We start from the raw sequence: 16,491 nt of genomic DNA, 5'->3' as shown, positions 1-16,491 counted from the left end.
AGAGTAGCAAGCAGTAAGCGGGGTAAGGTAGTAGGCCGTCTGCTGAGCGGAGTCAAAGCATCTCTACCGTAAGTAATTCCTGATAGTTGGGAGTACCGTTGCGCGCGAGATGCTTCGACTTCGCTCCGTTGCGCTCAGCATGACATTCTACCATCTTGCCCCTATCAGTCTACCCGTAACAAATCGGCCACCTATTGTTAACAAATTGTTAACTTGCCTAGGCCTACATTTGGCCGCCCGCCCCAGCGCGGGCGGTTTTTATTTTACCCCTTTTGCCATCTGGCCGATTAAGCCCGGTCCGACGGTTTTTCAGTACAGGCTATGTCAAAGATTACTAAGAACAGCAAAACCAAGATTGCCGATGAAACCCTGAATGCGGGTAGCGGCAAAACCATTGTAAGGCCCGATGTAAACGACAATAAGGCCAAGACCATCAGCGATATCCGCGAGCAAACCCATGGCCAGCGCACGGTGCAGGTTGATGACGAGCAGCGTATCCGCCAAGCGTTTGTAGACAAGGACTGGAACGAAATCAAGATTGCCGACTCCTGGCAGATCTTCAAGGTGATGGCCGAGTTTGTAGAGGGCTTCGAGAAGCTGAGCAAAATCGGCCCGTGCGTGAGCATCTTCGGCTCGGCACGTACCAAGCCCGAGAATCCTTACTACAAGATGGCCGAGGAAATTGCGGCCAAGCTGGTGCGCCACGGCTACGGCGTGATTACGGGCGGCGGCCCCGGCATCATGGAAGCCGGCAACAAAGGCGCCCGCTCCGAGGGCGGCAAGTCGGTGGGCCTCAACATCGAACTGCCCTTCGAGCAGTTCCACAACGTCTACATCGACTCCGACAAGATCATCAACTTCGACTACTTCTTCGTGCGCAAGGTGATGTTCGTGAAGTACTCGCAGGGCTTCATTGGCATGCCCGGCGGCTTCGGCACGCTCGACGAGTTGTTTGAGGCCATGACGCTGATTCAAACCAAGAAAATCGGCCGTTTCCCTATCGTGCTGGTAGGCTCGGCTTATTGGAATGGCTTGTTTAAGTGGATTGAAGACGTGATGCTGCATGAGGAGTTCAACATCTCGCCTGAGGACTTGCAACTGGTGCAGATCGTAGACGACGCCGAATCGGCTGTGAAGATTATCGACGACTTCTACTCCAAGTACCTGCTTTCGCCCAACTTCTAAGCAGAAGTCTATTTCTCTGTATAGGAAAAAGCCTACTATTCTTCTGGTATGAAGAATAGTAGGCTTTGTTGCTTTTATATAATTATAAAAAGATATTCAACTAGCTTAATGCTGATAAGTTATTATTTTAAGTATGGAAAGTCCGTTTTTTTCAGGTTATAAAAGTGGGAAACAGGATTTTAAGCGGATAACTTTATTAAGTTTTCTACTTCAAAAATGGAATCTTTTTTGCAAAGCGGGAATCCGACCGTAATGGTTTTGTAGTATATACGTCCTCTAAAACAAACTGTACCCACCATGCCTACCACTACTCCTATAACTAAAACCGTTTATATCGTTCCGCGCTGGGCGGGTGCTGCCAACAACGATTGGTACCCCTGGCTGGGCAGTCAACTGGCGGCGGCTGCCGAAGAAGATGACATTAACTACCAAGTGCGGGCGCTAAATATGCCCGCTTGGGATTTACCCGTAATTGAGCGGGCCGTGGAGTATCTGCGCGAGGTGCTGCCCCCATCTCAACTCAACGAAAACGTGATTCTGGTAGGCCATAGCGTGGGTTGCCTAGCTATTTTGCACTATCTGGCCAGCGTGGCGAAAGAAGAAGAAAAACCCCGGAAAATAGGCGGTGTGCTGTGTGTAGCCGGCTGGTTTTCGGTAGATAGTCCCTGGCAGGATATTCTGAACTGGATGCACGCCCCCGTGGACTACGAGGCGGCCCGCACCCTGATTCCGCAGGACAAGCTGATGGTATTGCTCTCTGACGACGACCCGTATACCTCCGGTTACAAAGAAAACGAGCAGCTGTGGGTGGAGCGCCTCCAGTCGCAGGTAAGCATCCTGTCAGGGCGACAGCACTTCAGCGCTGAACTGGACCTGGACGTGCGCGACGCCGTGCGCGACTTGGCCGGCGGCCTTAAACTGTACCCCATGATGGCGTAGTAGTTACGTCAGGAAGTCTAACTTGCAGCGGCGGCCGGTCTACTCCGGCCGCCGTTTGCGTTTGGAAAGCTCTGATTTCGACTACATGCTGGTGGGTGGCGGTGCCGCTGGGCTCAGCCTGGCCTATGCCATTACCCAAGAGCCGCGCCTTAGCGGCAAGCGGGTACTGCTGATTGAGCCCGAAGCCAAAGACCAGAACGACCGCACGTGGTCGTTTTGGACGGCCGCGCCTACCCCCTTCGACAGTATCGTGGCCCACGAATGGCGGCGGCTGGCGTTCCGCAGTCCTTGGCTAAACCAGGTGTTTCCGCTGGAGGAGTACACGTATAAAATGATTCGGGGGCTGGATTTCTACCAGTTTACGCGGAAGGCTTTGGGTACGGCTCCCCAAGTAACGCAAGTGCGCGGCCGGGTAGAAACACTTACGGAGCTGCCCAACGGCGTGCGCGCTACCACCACGGCCGGCGAGTTCACGGCTCGCTACGCTTTCGATAGTCGCCCGCCTACCCTCACGCGCCGGCCCGACAAGCACCGCTACCTGCTCCAGCACTTTGTAGGCTGGGAAGTAACAACCGACCGCGCCGTGTTCGATCCGGCCACGGTGGAGTTCATGGACTTCCGGGGGGCGCAGCACCAGGAGGCGCGCTTCATCTACGTGCTACCCTTCAGCCCTACCAAAGCGCTGGTGGAGTACACGCTGTTTTCGGCCGAAGTCCTGCCCAAAGCCGAGTACGAAGAAGCCATGCGCGGCTATCTGCGCGATACGCTGGGGGTAGAGAACTTTCAGATTGAGGCCGAAGAGGTAGGTGCCATTCCCATGACCGACCACCCACTGCCGGCGCGGGCGGGTGCCCGCATCATCAACCTGGGCACGCGCGCGGGACGGGCCAAGCCCAGCACCGGCTACGCCTTCCAGCGCATTCAGGCGCACACAGCCCGGCTGGTGGCGGCCCTGGCCGAAACGGGCGCCCCGCCCCGCCACCTCACCGGCGACCGGTGGCAGTTTCACCTGTTCGACACCCTGCTACTCGACATCATGCAGCGCCGCGGCGAAATCACCAGCCGCATCTTCTCCGATCTGTTTACCAACAACCCGTTGGAACGCGTACTACGGTTTCTGGACGAGCGCACCTCTTGGTGGGAAAATTTCCAGATCATGAATTCGGTGCAGCCGTGGCCGTTTCTGCGCTCCATCTGGCACGTGCTCCGCGGCCGGCCGGGGAAGCGGTGAGATGGTGAGTAGTGAAATTGTGAGTTTGTGAAGTTGTGAATGCAAAGCGTCTGTCATCCTGAGCTTGCGAAGGACCTTCTTACGCTGGAACGACAAGCATGATAACGACTCGTCCTAACGTGAGAAGGTCCTTCGCAAGCTCAGGATGACAGTCGTATTTTCTACTCACTACTCACCTCTTCACAAAGCTTTCCTCACTTTCTAGATACGCCTTCTCGGCTAACACTACCTCCGGCGTGAGGGGGAGGAGGGTAGGCGTGGGGCGGGAGAGGTTGAGCAGGTGGCCGCCGGGTGGGAAGGCAGTGAGGTTGTCTAGGTCGTGGGTAATGCAGAGGATGGTTTTGCCCTGCTCGGCTACCCACTGCTGTTGCAAGGCAAACACGCGACGCCGGTAGTACACATCCAGCTGCTGGGTGGGCTCGTCTAGCAGGTACAACCCTGCTTCCTGCAAGGAGAGCTGCGCCAGCCACACCAGCTGCTGTTCGCCGCCGGAAAGCAGCGTGAAATCACGAGTGGCGAGGTGGGCGGCGCCTACCTGTTGCAAGGCGCTGTCGGAGAGGGCATAGTCGGTAGGGGAGTAGCCGCCTAGGAAACGGTGGTGGCGGTAGCGCCCCATCACTACCAACTCGCGCACGGCAATGGGAAAGCCTACGGTAGTGCGCTGGGGTAGGTAGGCCAGCAGGCCTTCGGCGGCGGGCCGCGCTACGGTGCGCAAATCACGCCCCGCTACCCGGATGGTGCCCTGGTAGGGAATGCGCCCCGTGAGGGCCCGAAACAGTGTGGTTTTGCCGCAGCCGTTGTGCCCGATAATTGCCACGAAAGCCGGCTCGGGTACCACAAAAAAAAGGTTGCGGAGCAGAACGCGCTGTTCGTACCCCGCAACCAATCCGGAAATGTCGAGTGCTGAATGTTGAATGCTGCGTGAGGAATGATTGTCGGTTAATTCAAAATCACTCATTCAGTACTCAACACTTAATATTCAACAGTTCTTAGTATTCGTCCTCGTTGAACATGAAGTCTTCCTTGGTCGGATAATCGGGCCATACTTCCTCGATGTTCTCGTAGGGTTGACCATCGTCTTCCAAGGCCTGCAGGTTCTCCACTACCTCCATCGGGGCGCCCGAACGGATAGAGTAGTCGATGAGTTCATCCTTGGTGGCAGGCCAGGGGGCATCTTCCAGATAGGAAGCCAGTTCCAGCGTCCAATACATAGTCGTGTACTATAAAAAAAGGTTGGCAAAAGGTGGCACGTCGCAAGCTCGCTGGTCTACGACGATGTGAAGGTAGACACGGAGGCCGGCAAAACGTTGCTCCTTGCCGACAACGTAAAATACAACTGAAGGTTGCTTATACAAGCACTCCTTTTTGTAGAAGCTCAATTAAATGATTTTTGGTGCGGATTTTCCGCTCAAACGCCCGGATTTTCCCCTGTAACATGGTCCGAAACGACTCATTGCCGGGCGACACGTTGAGCTTGCTCAGGTTTTCTTCCAGCACCAGTTGCTCCTGCCGGTCGCTTTTCACGAACTCGCGCAGGGCCTGCACGCGGGCGGCTATTTGGTCGTCGCGGGTGCCGGGCTCAGGGGCGCCGCCGTGGCGCTTGCGGATGTAGTGCTCCAACGAGCTGAGTTCAAACACCTTGTCGCAGGCGGCAATGAACTGCTCCCACACTCGGTCCGACTCTTCGCCGCGCACGGGGCCTACCTTCTTCCAGGCGGCTTGCAGCTCCTTGGCACGGGCCACCGCCTCCGACATGGGGCGGTGCAGCAGGGCCTCCGCCTCCGCCACCAGACCACGCTTGCGGGCGAGATTGTCTTCGGGCTGATTTTCAGTACGCTTGGTGTTGATGTGCACCTTCAGGCGCTCGAAGAAGTGGTTGTGCGCTGCCCGGAAACGCGTCCACAAGTCGTTGGCCTGCTTGCGGGGTAGGGAGGCGTCAATGTCTTTCCACTCCTGTTGCAGCTGCTTGAGCTTGCGGGTGGTATTCTCGAAGTCGTCGGAATCCTGCAAGGCTTCCGACTGCCGGATGAGCGCCATGTACTTGTCCTGCACACGGTTGGTCATGGCCTTTTTATCGGCCAGGAAATCGCGCTTGCGCTGCATAAAGGCATCCACAGCCGCCCGGAAGCGGTCCTCCATGTCCTCAATCAGATCCTTGTCAACGGGACCAGTCTTGATCCAGACCTGGCGCAGGGCTTTCACCCGCTCCGTAGCGGTCTGAAAATCCAGGGTATCGCGTAGCTCTTCCAGCTCCTGCAACACGCCCAGCTTGGTGGCCATGTTTTTTTCCCGGTTCTGCGCAATGGTTACGTTGATGCCTTCTTCGGCCTCGGTGAGGCGGTGGTAAAGGCTCTCAAAATCGCCTAGCCCATCATAGCTGGCTATCTGTTCTTTCAGGTGCAGGGCCTTCATCAGGAAAGAGCCCTTGTTGTCGGAGGCAGCCATCTTGGCCAGCAGGTCTTCTACCTTGGCCCGAAACAGCTCGAAGCGCTGGGCGAAGTAGATGAGGGAGGTGTCGGGAGAGTCTTTAACCTGACCTACCCGGCGGGCAGGCAGCGTCATAAACGGACGGAGCCACACCTGGTCATCCTCGACATAGCCGTATTGGCGGGCGGTAGCGAGGAGGTGGTCGTGTTGTTCCATAATTGGGATAGCGCGGAAGCGAATAAGTGGAGGGAGGAGCGAGCGGAATGTGAAGCTAGACTAAGTGCACAAGTTTACGGCATGCCGGGCAGAAATGCCCACGCGCTTAGCATAATATAGGGCAAAAAGCCACGCAGGACGCTACCTTTGCGGCAACTCCGGCCCTATCAGGTGGTATGCCGGCAAGGTACTACCAGCCAGCCAAACAGCATTTGTAGATCAGGCAATAAGGTGAAAAATGAGTGGAGAAAACCTCCTGTCATGTTATTGTTTCAAATCAATCATACGCAAAATAGGGCATCTGTAGTATACTTCCGCAGAAGCCACTGCAAAACCCGGTTGCGGGCTGTGGTACCGGAGTTGCTGCCAGGGTAAGAGCTACTTCCGGCAGTGCCGCTAATCATTTGTTTCATTTCCACTTTTTTTAGTCATATGAGCGACCAGACGATTATCTTCTCGATGGCGGGCGTTAGCAAGGTGTTTCCGCCCCAGAAACAGGTTCTCAAAAACATCTATCTATCCTTTTTCTACGGTGCCAAAATCGGCGTGCTGGGTCTGAACGGCTCCGGTAAATCCAGCTTGCTGAAAATCATTGCCGGTGTCGACAAGCAGTTTCAGGGCGAAGTGGTGTGGTCGCCGGGCTATACGGTGGGCTATCTGGAGCAGGAGCCGCAGCTGGATGCCTCCAAAACGGTAAAGGAGGTAGTGGAAGAGGGCGTGGCCGAAACCGTGGCCCTCCTTAAGGAATTCGACGAAATTAACGAGGCATTTGGTGCCGAGGATGCAGATTTCGATAAACTGCTCGAACGACAGGGAAAAGTACAGGAACGCCTCGACCAACTCGATGCCTGGAACCTGGATAGCAAGCTGGAGCGTGCCATGGACGCCCTGCGCACGCCCCCGGCCGATGCCGTGGTAAGCAACCTCTCGGGTGGCGAAAAGCGCCGCGTGGCCCTGTGCCGCCTGCTGCTGCAAGAGCCCGACGTGCTGCTGCTGGACGAGCCCACCAACCACCTCGACGCCGAAAGCGTGCTGTGGCTGGAGCAGCACCTCAAGCAGTACAAAGGCACCGTCATTGCCGTCACCCACGACCGGTACTTCCTCGACAACGTGGCCGGCTGGATTCTGGAGCTGGACCGCGGCGAAGGTATTCCGTGGAAGGGCAACTACAGCAGCTGGCTGGAGCAGAAATCCAACCGCCTGGCCCAGGAGGAGAAAACCGAGAGCAAGCGCCAGAAAACCCTCCAGCGCGAGCTGGAGTGGGTGCGCATGGCGCCCAAGGCCCGCCAGGCCAAGAGCAAGGCCCGCCTTGCTGGCTACGACAAAATGGTGAGTGAAGACGCCAAGGAGAAGGAGCAGAAGCTGGAGCTGTTCATCCCCGACGGCCCGCGCCTGGGCGCCCAGGTGATTGAGGCCGAGGGGCTGACCAAAGCTTTCGGCGATAAGCTGCTGTTCGAGAACCTGAGCTTCTCCCTACCCCAGGGCGGCATCGTGGGCATCATCGGGCCAAACGGCGCCGGCAAAACCACGCTGTTCCGCCTCATCACTGACCAACTGCAACCCGATGCGGGCACGTTCGAGGTAGGCCCTACCGTGCAGACCGCCTACGTAGACCAGCAGCACGACACGCTGGACCCAGCCAAGTCGGTGTTTGAGTCGATTTCGGGTGGTACTGAAACCATGCTGCTGGCCGGCCGCCCCGTGAATGCCCGCGCCTACGTAAGCAACTTCAACTTCCGCGGCGGCGACCAGGAAAAGAAAGTAGGTAGCCTCTCGGGCGGGGAGCGGAACCGCGTGCACCTGGCCACGACCCTCAAGCAAGGCGCTAACCTGCTGCTGCTTGATGAGCCCACCAACGACCTGGACGTAAACGCTATCCGGGCGCTGGAAGACGCGCTGGAAAACTTTGCCGGCTGCGCCGTCATTATCAGCCACGACCGCTGGTTCCTGGACCGTCTGGCTACCCACATTCTCGCCTTCGAGGGCGATTCGGAAGTGGTGTGGTTTGAGGGCAACTTCTCCGACTACGAAGAAGCCAAGAAGAAGCGCCTGGGCGACGTAGAGCCCAAGCGCGTGCGCTACCGCAGCTTGGGGTAGGGTACTGAGCGTCCACCGGTCCGACGCCGTAGGCGTCCGACCGGTTGCCGTTGCTGATGCCTGCGCCGCATGGATAACCATTAGCACGAAGCTCGCGCAATGATACCGGTCAGACGCCCACGGACTCAGTAAACAAAAACGCACTGCCAAATCAGGCAGTGCGTTTTTGTTTATTCTGGCAGCACTTCGGCCTGGAAGCCGGCATCGCGCAGCAGCTTAATCAGGCAGGAGGGGAGCACGAAGCCGCTGACGCACTCCACCCGCAGGATTCGGTCGCAGTCGTCCAGGTCAAAGTTGGCGTGGTAATGGGCGAAGGTGACGTGAATTTGGCGCACCAGCTGCCGGGCATGGTGCCGGGTGCGGACGTTGGTTTTGAAAACTTCTACCATAGCGCAAAGTCAATTGCATGAAACCATCGGATGCGCACTGGCCTACTCGGCTTTGGTGCGTTGAGGGTGGTAGGTGAGTAGCAGCACACCGGAACCAGTGGGCCGAGCTTCTTGCAATTGCAGAGTCGCCGCAATACCCTGGGTGAATAGCTGCTGCCCGTTGCCCAACACCAGCGGATGCACCATCAGTCGATACTCGTCAATCAGGTTGTGCTGCATAAGCGTGCGCACCAACCGGCCGCTGTCATACACCAGCAAGTTCTGATGGGGCTGTTGCTTGAGCTGCCGAACGGCCGCGGGCACGTCGCCGCGCAGCAGGGTAGCGTTCCACGCTGTGGCGGTTAGGGTAATAGAGGCCATGAACTTGAGTAGGCTGTTCATGCGGTCGGCGCCGGGGGCGTCTGGCATGGCGGGCCAGGCGGCCGCAAACGCCTGATAGGTAACGCGGCCCAGCAGCAGAGCGTCGCAGTCGTACATAACTTCTTGTTGAAAATAAGATACTTCCTCATCGAAATAAGGCGCGGTCCAGGCAGGATTTTCCATCACGCCGTCCAGCGTGAGGTACATGGCAACGGCTACTTTGCTCATCGGAAGTTAAATATGTTGGTTGAAAGATATTTTGCTAATTGGCATGGAAATATTGGCTATATTTCCGGTGTTGTTGCCAACAAAATTAGTAAAATAGCCTTTGCGTTTGGGGGGTAATTCCGACTAAATCAGGGGTAAATGCGACACCGCCACATCGTAGCGAACGTACCATGAAACACATTTCGATTCTGGTTCCGAAGGGAGCTATTTTGGGAAGCATTGAAGGCCCCCGACTGGTGTTTTCGGAGGTGAATGCGTTGTTGCAGCGCATGGGGCGCCCCCCGCTATTTGCCGTGCGGCTGGTAGGCCTGGAGCCCGCCACGCCCGTGTGTGGCGGCCGCTACACCGTAGCGGCCGACCACCTCCTACCTGACCCAGCGCACACCAACCTCGTTATCATCCCGGCCGTAGACGGCGACCTGGCCCTGGCGCTGGAACACAACAAGGCCTTCTTACCCTGGGTGGTGCAGCAACACCAGCGCGGGGCCGAGGTAGCCAGCCTGTGTGTAGGGGCGTTTCTGCTGGCGGCTACTGGTCTGCTGGCGGGCCGGCAGTGCACCACACACTGGGCCGCTGCCCCCGATTTCCGGCGCATGTTTCCGGAGGTGGAGTTGGTAGAAGACCGCCTCCTCACCGACGAGCACGGTATTTATTCCAGCGGCGGGGCATTTTCCTACCTCAATCTGGTGCTCTACCTGGTAGAGAAATACGCGGGGCGCGAAATGGCCGTGCTCTGCGCCAAGGTGTTCCAGATTGATATGGCGCGGGTCAGCCAGTCGGCCTTCGTGGTGTTCAACGGGCAGAAAAACCACGCCGACGAGCTAATCAAACGGGCGCAGACCTACATCGAAACGCACTACCAGGACAAAATAACCGTGGATCAGCTGGCCGACCTGCTGGCACTTGGCCGCCGCAACTTGGAGCGCCGCTTCAAACGCGCCACCAGCAACTCGGTGGTCGAGTACATCCAGCGGGTGAAGGTAGAAGCGGCCAAGAACAGCCTGGAATCATCGGCCGACCACGTGAATGAGGTGATGTACCGCGTAGGCTACACCGATCCGAAAGCCTTCCGGCTGATGTTTAAGCGCGTAACGGGCCTGTCGCCGAAGCAGTATCGGGAGAAGTATAGTAGGGTGGTGGGGTAGGCGGCTGACATTTTATTATAACACACTATTTTTCGAGTGTGAACTTCAACCACTACCGCCACCGCTTCACCCACCTGCGTGTGGCACGCAGCCGCCAGCACGGCGAAGCGCCCTACAAGCCTGCCCTCCTGCTGGCCGTGCTCGAGGGCATCGACGACGGCTCTATCCTCGACAACCGCATCTACATCACGCCGGAGCTGCTGGCCAACTTCCGCAGCCTCTGCCGCGCCCTGAGCACCTCCGAGCTGTTTCGGGCCAACAATTTTTCCCTACCCTTCTACCACCTCTCTGGCGACGGGTTCTGGCACCTGCGCACGCTGCCGGGCCTGGAAGTGCTGCTCACAGCCTCGCGCTCGGTGAAAAGCTTCCGCAGCCTGCGCGACACCGTGGACTACGCCACCCTGGATGCTGAGTTGTGGGCGTTGCTGCAGGACCCCGCCGCCCGCGAGGCGCTGCGTCAGGCACTGCTACTGCGCTACTTTCCACAAACGCGTTTCCGTTACCAACCAACGGCCGGCGCTCAGGCCATACAGGCCATTCGGCAACAGATGCTGGAGGAGCCTGCTGCCGTGTATCAGCGCCGCGTGGTGCCGGCCGATGAGCTGGATACTGCCGTGCGCAGTGGCTTGTTTAAGCGTGTGGTGCTGGAAGCTTACGACCACACCTGCGCCGTGTCGGGGTTGAAACTGGTAAGTACGCGTGGGGCCGTGGCGCCCCTGCTCGATGCCTGCCACATTGTCCCTTGGGCCATCAGCCACAACGACACCTTGCCCAACGGGCTGGCCCTTACGCCTACCCTGCACCGCGCTTTCGACCGCAAGCTGTTTTGGGTGGATGAGGAGTACCGCGTGCAAGTGGCTCACGATTTCGGAGAGCTAAATGGAGGTGAGCACGGCATACAGCAGTTTGCAGGCCGGCAATTGCGGCTACCCCCAGAGCGGGCGTGGTGGCCGGGACAGGAGAACCTGCGGATGCAGCGAGGGTAGGGCTGCGACGCTACACCGACTCCACCTGATACTTCACCGTCACGTTGCGGTTGCCCTGGGTTATCTCGCCGAAGCCCACACCCAGGTCATCGAAAGCGTTGTCGAAGGAGCCGCGCAGCAGATACAGCTGGTCGTCTTTGTTGGCTTTCAGGAGCTTGGCAATGATGTTGAGGGTGAAGTCGGTGGCAGCGCCGATGAGGGCAATTTGCGGCGCCGTGAAGGTGGTGACCTGCAACAGCGAGTCGCGGAAGCTCTGAAACTGGCTGTCCTGGCGCACCTGGTCCAGCAGGTCGCCGGCCTGACGGGCGTCATCGTCCAGCTCCATCACCAGAATGCGGTAGTCCAGAAAGGGCGGGATTTTGCCCTCGGCCTGGGTGCGGTAGAGCGTGATGCCGCCGGGGCCAATGGGTAGGGACGTGCGCCTTCTAACGTTTCGGTACACCTCCGAGCACAGTTGGATCGGCTCCGCCGATACGCCATCCGTCACCACGCTAATTACCTGAATCTCGCCTCTCCCCAACTCCCGAATCCGGTTGATGAACACCGACTTCAGGCTCATGCGCACAGCCTGGGTGGTAATGGGTAGCACCTCCCGGCTGAGGTTGCCCAGCAGCGCCTGCTGCCCCAGCACGGCCGAGGGCTCAAATACGGTATCGGGTTGGAGAAGAGTCGCCATGTTGGGTCTTGGGGGCTTAGGGTCTTGGATTTTCGTTTTGTGCGGCGGTCAGGAACGCCGCGCAGGCCTTAGACGCTCGGGAGAGATTTCGCCTACCCTTTCGTCAAGTGCTTCTTACCCATGCACGTAGAACTTTGGGGTCAGGTTGCCGAAACCGTCTTTGATGTGGCCTAGGTTGAAGCAGAGGCGGCCAGCCTGCGCAATAGCCGCACCACGACCAGCTAGCAACGCGCCAGGGCGCACCACGGCCGTGTGGCCGTGGCCGCCAGTGGGGTTGCGCCAGAGCGCCACGGCCGGGTGGCCCTCGTTGGCGCAACGTTGGGCGGTAGTAGCATCGGCCGTTTGCCAGCCAAAGTGCCGGGTTCCCTGGTTGGTGAGCCACGTGAGCGTGCCATTCACATTCATTTCGTTGGCGCCAGCCTGAAACGGCTCGGCCGGACTGCCTTGCGCATTCACCCAATGCGGAATTTCGCAGTGCATGGCGCGGGTCACATCCCAAAGAAAGATGTTGCAATAGGTGTTGCCGTCGCGGGGGCGGTAGCGCGGATTTTTGCCCACAGCAAACTGGTCAATGACTTCGGTGTATACTGCTACCGTGCGGGCCGCTTCATCGTTGGTGAGAGGTGGGTGAATGAGTTTAGCCGCGTTGATTTCAATGGTACCGGGCGCGGGCGTGAGGCCGTCGTAGTTGGTAAGGGTAGGGGCGGGGTCGGGCACGCGGCTCGGAATAACCAGCAGCTGCCCCACCACTACAACGTTTGGGTTGGTGATTTGCGGGTTGGCTGCCAGCAGGGTGCTAAGCGTCAGCTTGTACTTGGCCGCGACTTTAGCCAGTGTGTCGCCCGGTTTGATTTCGTAGGTAGCGGTAATGGGCATAGTGGTAGTGATGGTTGGCGTGTGTGTGAATACGGTGCTTGATAACCGGCTTCTGAGACGGCGGGGGCGCTACGGTCTGCTGGAGCTGATCGAACACGGTCGTCAGCGAGCAGCCCGGACCCAGGGCGAGCGGTACGCTCCGGTTTAGCTCTTCTACCAGGTGCAGCCCCAGCCGCCGGTAGCTCTCAAACTGCGACTCGTTAAAGAATTGGTCGGCCGTGGACTGGTGCGGGAAATCGGTGTTCTTCTCGGCGTACTCGCGTATGTCGGTCGGCTCGTTGCCCGTCAGCGACGACTTGAGGTAGAGGATGCGCCCCGATGGCTGGCGCGGTGGGTCTTCGGGGTAGCTGATAGTGCCGATGGTATAATGGCGCTTGGAAATCCGGTTGGTGCGGTTGGTGATGGGCGTCACGTCTAAGTCTATTTCCACCCCAAAATCCACCCGGCAGCGGCGGATGGCGTTGGCCAGTCCCTCGCACGAAAACAGGTGGTCTTCCTCGCCGTCGCCCACAATAACAAAGCGGCAGCGGCGGCGCACCAGCTCATACACGCCCATGTTGTCGAAGTGGCCGCCGTCGGAGAGGTTTACGTACCGGTCGTCGGTGCCGGAGCGGCCCACCAAGTCTTTCAGCAGGTAGAGCAGGCCCAGGCGCGGGCCCGAGTGGCGCCAGGTATCTTCCCGCCAGGGGTTACCCATCCACCACCCCAGCCGGATGTTGAACAGCGTGAGCAGGAAAGCCGAAGCCGGCGACGAGCTATACCCGCAGTTGGGATTGGCGGCCGCCCCGGATATGGTAAGGGCTGTGCCCAGCGCCGGGCCGTTGCCCTCGGGGTAGGCGTATTGGCGGGTAGGGCGGTAGCCAAAGTCGGCCGACGGCACGGTAGGGTTCACGGCCCGCAGGCTCGTGAAATCGAAGCCGCAGTAGTGGGGCGTGAACACGAAGGACTCGGCCTTGCGGTCCTGACGGGCCAGGTCCGTTACCACAGTGGCATTCAGCGCGGCGTTGATGATGAGGTAGGGCGCGTCATAGGGCTTGTCGAATTGGAGTGGGTCGTGTCGGCGCAGGCGACACAGCTTAAGGTCGTCTAGTCGGTCGAAGCTGGTGAAGGGGTTGGCAGTGTGGGCGCGCTCGGAGCGCCTGCGCGAGGCCCCCAGGTAGGCGCGCGTGAGGCGGTTGCGGTAGAAGTGGTGCAACGAAAACTCATTGACATCGATGCGCCAGGCCAGGAGCAAGGCCACTGCGCCCAGCACGCCGGCCAGCGCAAACGCCCGCAGGGCCTCATCGACAATGACCCACTCAACTTGTACCAGTAACGTTTTTACCAGCGCTGCAATCAGCAGCAGTAGGCCCAGCCCAAAGGCGTAGGGGCCTACGCTTAGCAGGGTGTCTACCCAGGAGCTGGCGCCGGGCTGGTCGGGTTGGGCGGGGGTGCGGGCACTATACGCCCAGCGCACTGCGGCTGCCACCAAGGCTGCCCAACCAGTGGCGGCCACCTTGGCGGCTAGGCTGTTCTGGATAACCTCGAACAGGTAGGGCCCCACGAAAGTACTGCCTACTACCACCAACCACAGCACGGCCGTCAGGTTGATGACGGCCCCCAGGCGCCCCCACCACTCGCGCCGCTCGTCGGGGAAGTTGCGGCCCAGCAGCGCCATACGGGCGATAACCGTTACGGCCAGCGCTTCCAGCACCAGCGGCAGCCCCAGCAAAAAAGCCAGATCCATGTACAGCGGGGTAAACGGCGCCACCCGTTGCCGCAGCACCTGATAAAACAGCGTATCGGTAGCCCGCGCAAAGTAGTCGAATGCCCCTATGCCGGGCTGCTGATTAGGATTGGGCGAAAGTGAGTAATGAAACAGCGTGAACAGCCCGTGCCACACCGCCAGCAAGGCTACCAGCCCCACCACCGCCGCCAGCAGGCTCCAAAAGCTAATCCAGACCCAGGCAAGCCGCTTTTTCCAACGCTTGCGAGGCAGCTGGTCTTCTACGTTGTAGAAGCAACGGTCGTAGCGCCCGATGACGGCAATAAACAGTAGCACGCCAAACAGGGTGGCCACCAGCCAGGCGCCTACCGGCCAGTAGGCCGTCCAGCGTAGGGCCGGGAGGGCCAGGGTAGGCGGCAGCCAGTGCACCATGAGGGCGCTAGCTAAAAAGGCCCCCACCATGCTCAGCAGCAGCGTGAGCGTTACTAGGCGCCGCACGCGCAGCCGAGGCGGCCAGCGGTGACCGGTCTTGTACATGCTCATGCCAAAGCCGCCCGCCAGGCCCGCGCCCAGCGTGAGCACCGTGAGCAGCGCAGCCCAGCCACTGGGCTGCTGCGTCCAGCCTGTGGGGCCGCGCCATAGATGTTGTAAGGCAATGCTCAGCGCTACTACCGCTCCTAGGGCCAGCACGATAATCAGCTGATTCAGTAGCGCATTGCGCAGCCAGGTGAGGCCCATGGTCCAGGAGTCCTGCGACATGATGCTGGGGTTAGGCGCGAGGTAGTTGCTGTACATGCGCAGCCAGCGAATAGGACGCACTTCTTCGGCACGGGGCTCGGGGGTGAGGTCGGGGCACAGGCGGTCTACTACCTTGTCGAGGGAGCCGGCGCGCTTCACCCACGCCGAAAACCACGCCCCCAGGTAGCTCCCGCCCGAGACCGTGGAGAGGTAGTCGACCCGCGGCAGCCAGCCCTTGCCGGCCAGGCCCTGCAAAATGCCCAGGTTGAAGGTAGCCGACCGGATGCCGCCGCCCGAGAAAGCCAGGCCGCATAGGCCCAGCCCGTCGGCCCGCTGCCAGGCGTCGAACGATTCGGGTAGGGTCGGGGTCTGATAGTGGCGGTTTTCTGGCCGGGCATTGCGGCGGGCCTCTACTTCCTTCAGCTCGCACCGAAACACCACCTCAAAGGGTAGGGAGCTTTTGCCCGCACCAAGCACCTTGTCGCGGTATCGGTCGTCGGTGAGCAGCCTTCTTCTCCCTTCTGGACCCACAGCTTTGCGCTGCTCCAGCACTTGCCGGGCCTTGGCAACCAGAATGGGCTCATACGGCGCCAGAGCATCGAGCACAGCCACCCTGATTTTGGGAGTTGCATACAACAGCGCCCGAATGGCATAGCGCCAGTGGTCGGGCGGTGGTGAGGCGGCCATAGCCGATAGCCCGGACATGCCGGCCTTTTTGGCAAGGCTGTCTCGGAGGAAATCCCGACGGGGTAGCAACACGTGGGTTAGCAGCCGCTCCACCTGCGCCACAAAGGCAAGCAGATGATCTTGTTGCAGCTGCCGCGTTTCGGGAGTATCGTGGTGGTGTTTGTCGGCAAGGCTTAGGTGCTGGTCGGGGGCTGCCATTTCCAGGGCGCCCGTTAGCAGGCCGGGGTAGGCACCTAGGATGGCCAGCAAATGCACCCGCAACGGACCTGCATCCTGGGGTAGGCGGAGCGCAAGCAAGTCGGGACGCTGGAGCGTGGAGGTGAGGTTGAGGGCCGTCCGTTCATCGTCAGATAAGAGCGCCAGCACATCCTGCACCAAGCCCACGTAGCCCGCAAGGCGCGTAGATAATTCGGTTGCTACATCCATGACACGTTACTTTACAAAGTATATACATAGTGCCGGATGCGCCGATGCGCCCGACAGACAACGCGTACCTAATAAGCTGAGCCAGCGGGCTGTCTATTGCTGTTAGCTGTTACCGAACTTCGTGGTAGATGGCCTTGCAATCATGATGAACTACGATAAAAGTTTAGCTGCATGTGCGGT

At 59.2% G+C, this 16,491-nt stretch carries 14 protein-coding genes; 6 read left to right on the top strand and 8 right to left on the bottom strand.

Annotated elements, in window-relative coordinates; genetic code table 11:
- The first annotated feature begins 321 nt into the window (after positions 1-321).
- The 3 genes from J4D97_RS11360 (at position 322) to J4D97_RS11350 (ending at position 3,355) form a co-directional block, all read left to right on the top strand.
- Positions 322-1,185, top strand: a complete 864-nt coding sequence (locus tag J4D97_RS11360) for a TIGR00730 family Rossman fold protein (RefSeq protein ID WP_185282068.1) — start codon at positions 322-324, stop codon at positions 1,183-1,185.
- A 297-nt stretch (positions 1,186-1,482) separates the two neighbouring features.
- Positions 1,483-2,124 carry an RBBP9/YdeN family alpha/beta hydrolase gene (locus J4D97_RS11355; RefSeq protein WP_208307685.1) on the top strand — a complete coding sequence of 214 codons (642 nt, stop codon included), beginning with the start codon at positions 1,483-1,485 and terminating at the stop codon, positions 2,122-2,124.
- Between the two features lie 61 nt (positions 2,125-2,185).
- Entirely contained in the window at positions 2,186-3,355 is a 1,170-nt protein-coding gene (locus tag J4D97_RS11350; protein WP_208307684.1) for a lycopene cyclase family protein, read from the top strand.
- Positions 3,356-3,527: 172 nt separating this feature from the next.
- On the opposite strand, the gene J4D97_RS11345 is transcribed toward J4D97_RS11350, so the two are convergent.
- The 3 genes from J4D97_RS11345 to J4D97_RS11335 all read right to left on the bottom strand — a co-directional run bounded on the left by J4D97_RS11345 (position 3,528) and on the right by J4D97_RS11335 (position 5,998).
- The gene (locus tag J4D97_RS11345; RefSeq protein WP_208307683.1) at positions 3,528-4,313 is read right to left on the bottom strand and encodes an ABC transporter ATP-binding protein; all 786 of its coding nucleotides are present in this window, start codon (positions 4,311-4,313) and stop codon (positions 3,528-3,530) included.
- Between the two features lie 31 nt (positions 4,314-4,344).
- The gene (locus tag J4D97_RS11340) at positions 4,345-4,566 is read right to left on the bottom strand and encodes a DUF2795 domain-containing protein (RefSeq protein WP_019948259.1); all 222 of its coding nucleotides are present in this window, start codon (positions 4,564-4,566) and stop codon (positions 4,345-4,347) included.
- A 136-nt stretch (positions 4,567-4,702) separates the two neighbouring features.
- Complete coding sequence (locus tag J4D97_RS11335; RefSeq protein ID WP_208307682.1) at positions 4,703-5,998, bottom strand: DUF349 domain-containing protein; 1,296 nt, start codon at positions 5,996-5,998, stop codon at positions 4,703-4,705.
- A gap of 432 nt (positions 5,999-6,430) precedes the next feature.
- On the opposite strand from J4D97_RS11335, the gene ettA reads away from it, so the two are divergent.
- On the top strand, positions 6,431-8,095 hold the full coding sequence (gene ettA, locus J4D97_RS11330; RefSeq protein WP_208307681.1) for an energy-dependent translational throttle protein EttA: 1,665 nt from the start codon (positions 6,431-6,433) through the stop codon (positions 8,093-8,095).
- A gap of 170 nt (positions 8,096-8,265) precedes the next feature.
- Here the strand turns inward: ettA and J4D97_RS11325 are convergent, their stop codons facing one another.
- Positions 8,266-8,484: a hypothetical protein gene (locus tag J4D97_RS11325; RefSeq protein ID WP_208307680.1), complete on the bottom strand. Its 219-nt coding sequence runs from the start codon at positions 8,482-8,484 to the stop codon at positions 8,266-8,268.
- A 42-nt stretch (positions 8,485-8,526) separates the two neighbouring features.
- A complete protein-coding gene (locus J4D97_RS11320; RefSeq protein WP_208307679.1) occupies positions 8,527-9,072 on the bottom strand; it encodes a dihydrofolate reductase family protein in 546 nt (181 codons plus the stop codon).
- A gap of 170 nt (positions 9,073-9,242) precedes the next feature.
- On the opposite strand from J4D97_RS11320, the gene J4D97_RS11315 reads away from it, so the two are divergent.
- Positions 9,243-10,217, top strand: coding sequence for a GlxA family transcriptional regulator (locus tag J4D97_RS11315; RefSeq protein ID WP_208307678.1), 975 nt, complete (start codon positions 9,243-9,245; stop codon positions 10,215-10,217).
- Positions 10,218-10,255: 38 nt separating this feature from the next.
- The gene (locus tag J4D97_RS23865) at positions 10,256-11,203 is read left to right on the top strand and encodes an HNH endonuclease (protein ID WP_208307677.1); all 948 of its coding nucleotides are present in this window, start codon (positions 10,256-10,258) and stop codon (positions 11,201-11,203) included.
- A 10-nt stretch (positions 11,204-11,213) separates the two neighbouring features.
- Here J4D97_RS23865 and J4D97_RS11305 read toward each other — a convergent pair whose 3' ends face one another.
- The 3 genes from J4D97_RS11305 to J4D97_RS11295 form a co-directional block, all read right to left on the bottom strand.
- The gene (locus J4D97_RS11305; RefSeq protein ID WP_208307676.1) at positions 11,214-11,879 is read right to left on the bottom strand and encodes a hypothetical protein; all 666 of its coding nucleotides are present in this window, start codon (positions 11,877-11,879) and stop codon (positions 11,214-11,216) included.
- A 114-nt stretch (positions 11,880-11,993) separates the two neighbouring features.
- Positions 11,994-12,755, bottom strand: a complete 762-nt coding sequence (locus J4D97_RS11300) for a LysM peptidoglycan-binding domain-containing protein (protein WP_208307675.1) — start codon at positions 12,753-12,755, stop codon at positions 11,994-11,996.
- On the bottom strand, positions 12,706-16,311 hold the full coding sequence (locus J4D97_RS11295; RefSeq protein ID WP_208307674.1) for a patatin-like phospholipase family protein: 3,606 nt from the start codon (positions 16,309-16,311) through the stop codon (positions 12,706-12,708). Before J4D97_RS11295 ends, J4D97_RS11300 begins: the two co-directional genes overlap by 50 nt.
- Positions 16,312-16,491: the final 180 nt, after the last annotated feature.

Origin of the sequence: Hymenobacter defluvii, assembly GCF_017589435.1 — a bacterium.
Lineage (GTDB): Bacteria > Bacteroidota > Bacteroidia > Cytophagales > Hymenobacteraceae > Hymenobacter > Hymenobacter profundi.
The sequence above is the reverse complement of the archived record's forward strand: the minus strand, read 5'-3'. Positions and strand labels throughout refer to the sequence as shown.

Excerpts from the sequence above, each read along its gene's own strand:
- J4D97_RS11360 (WP_185282068.1), top strand. The coding sequence starts at position 322 with ATGTCAAAGATTACTAAGAACAGCAAAACCAAGATTGCCGATGAAACC.
- J4D97_RS11355 (WP_208307685.1), top strand. The coding sequence starts at position 1,483 with ATGCCTACCACTACTCCTATAACTAAAACCGTTTATATCGTTCCGCGC.
- J4D97_RS11345 (WP_208307683.1), bottom strand. The coding sequence starts at position 4,313 with ATGAGTGATTTTGAATTAACCGACAATCATTCCTCACGCAGCATTCAA.
- J4D97_RS11340 (WP_019948259.1), bottom strand. The coding sequence starts at position 4,566 with ATGTATTGGACGCTGGAACTGGCTTCCTATCTGGAAGATGCCCCCTGG.
- J4D97_RS11335 (WP_208307682.1), bottom strand. The coding sequence starts at position 5,998 with ATGGAACAACACGACCACCTCCTCGCTACCGCCCGCCAATACGGCTAT.
- ettA (WP_208307681.1), top strand. The coding sequence starts at position 6,431 with ATGAGCGACCAGACGATTATCTTCTCGATGGCGGGCGTTAGCAAGGTG.
- J4D97_RS11325 (WP_208307680.1), bottom strand. The coding sequence starts at position 8,484 with ATGGTAGAAGTTTTCAAAACCAACGTCCGCACCCGGCACCATGCCCGG.
- J4D97_RS11320 (WP_208307679.1), bottom strand. The coding sequence starts at position 9,072 with ATGAGCAAAGTAGCCGTTGCCATGTACCTCACGCTGGACGGCGTGATG.
- J4D97_RS11315 (WP_208307678.1), top strand. The coding sequence starts at position 9,243 with ATGAAACACATTTCGATTCTGGTTCCGAAGGGAGCTATTTTGGGAAGC.
- J4D97_RS11305 (WP_208307676.1), bottom strand. The coding sequence starts at position 11,879 with ATGGCGACTCTTCTCCAACCCGATACCGTATTTGAGCCCTCGGCCGTG.
- J4D97_RS11300 (WP_208307675.1), bottom strand. The coding sequence starts at position 12,755 with ATGCCCATTACCGCTACCTACGAAATCAAACCGGGCGACACACTGGCT.
- J4D97_RS11295 (WP_208307674.1), bottom strand. The coding sequence starts at position 16,311 with ATGGATGTAGCAACCGAATTATCTACGCGCCTTGCGGGCTACGTGGGC.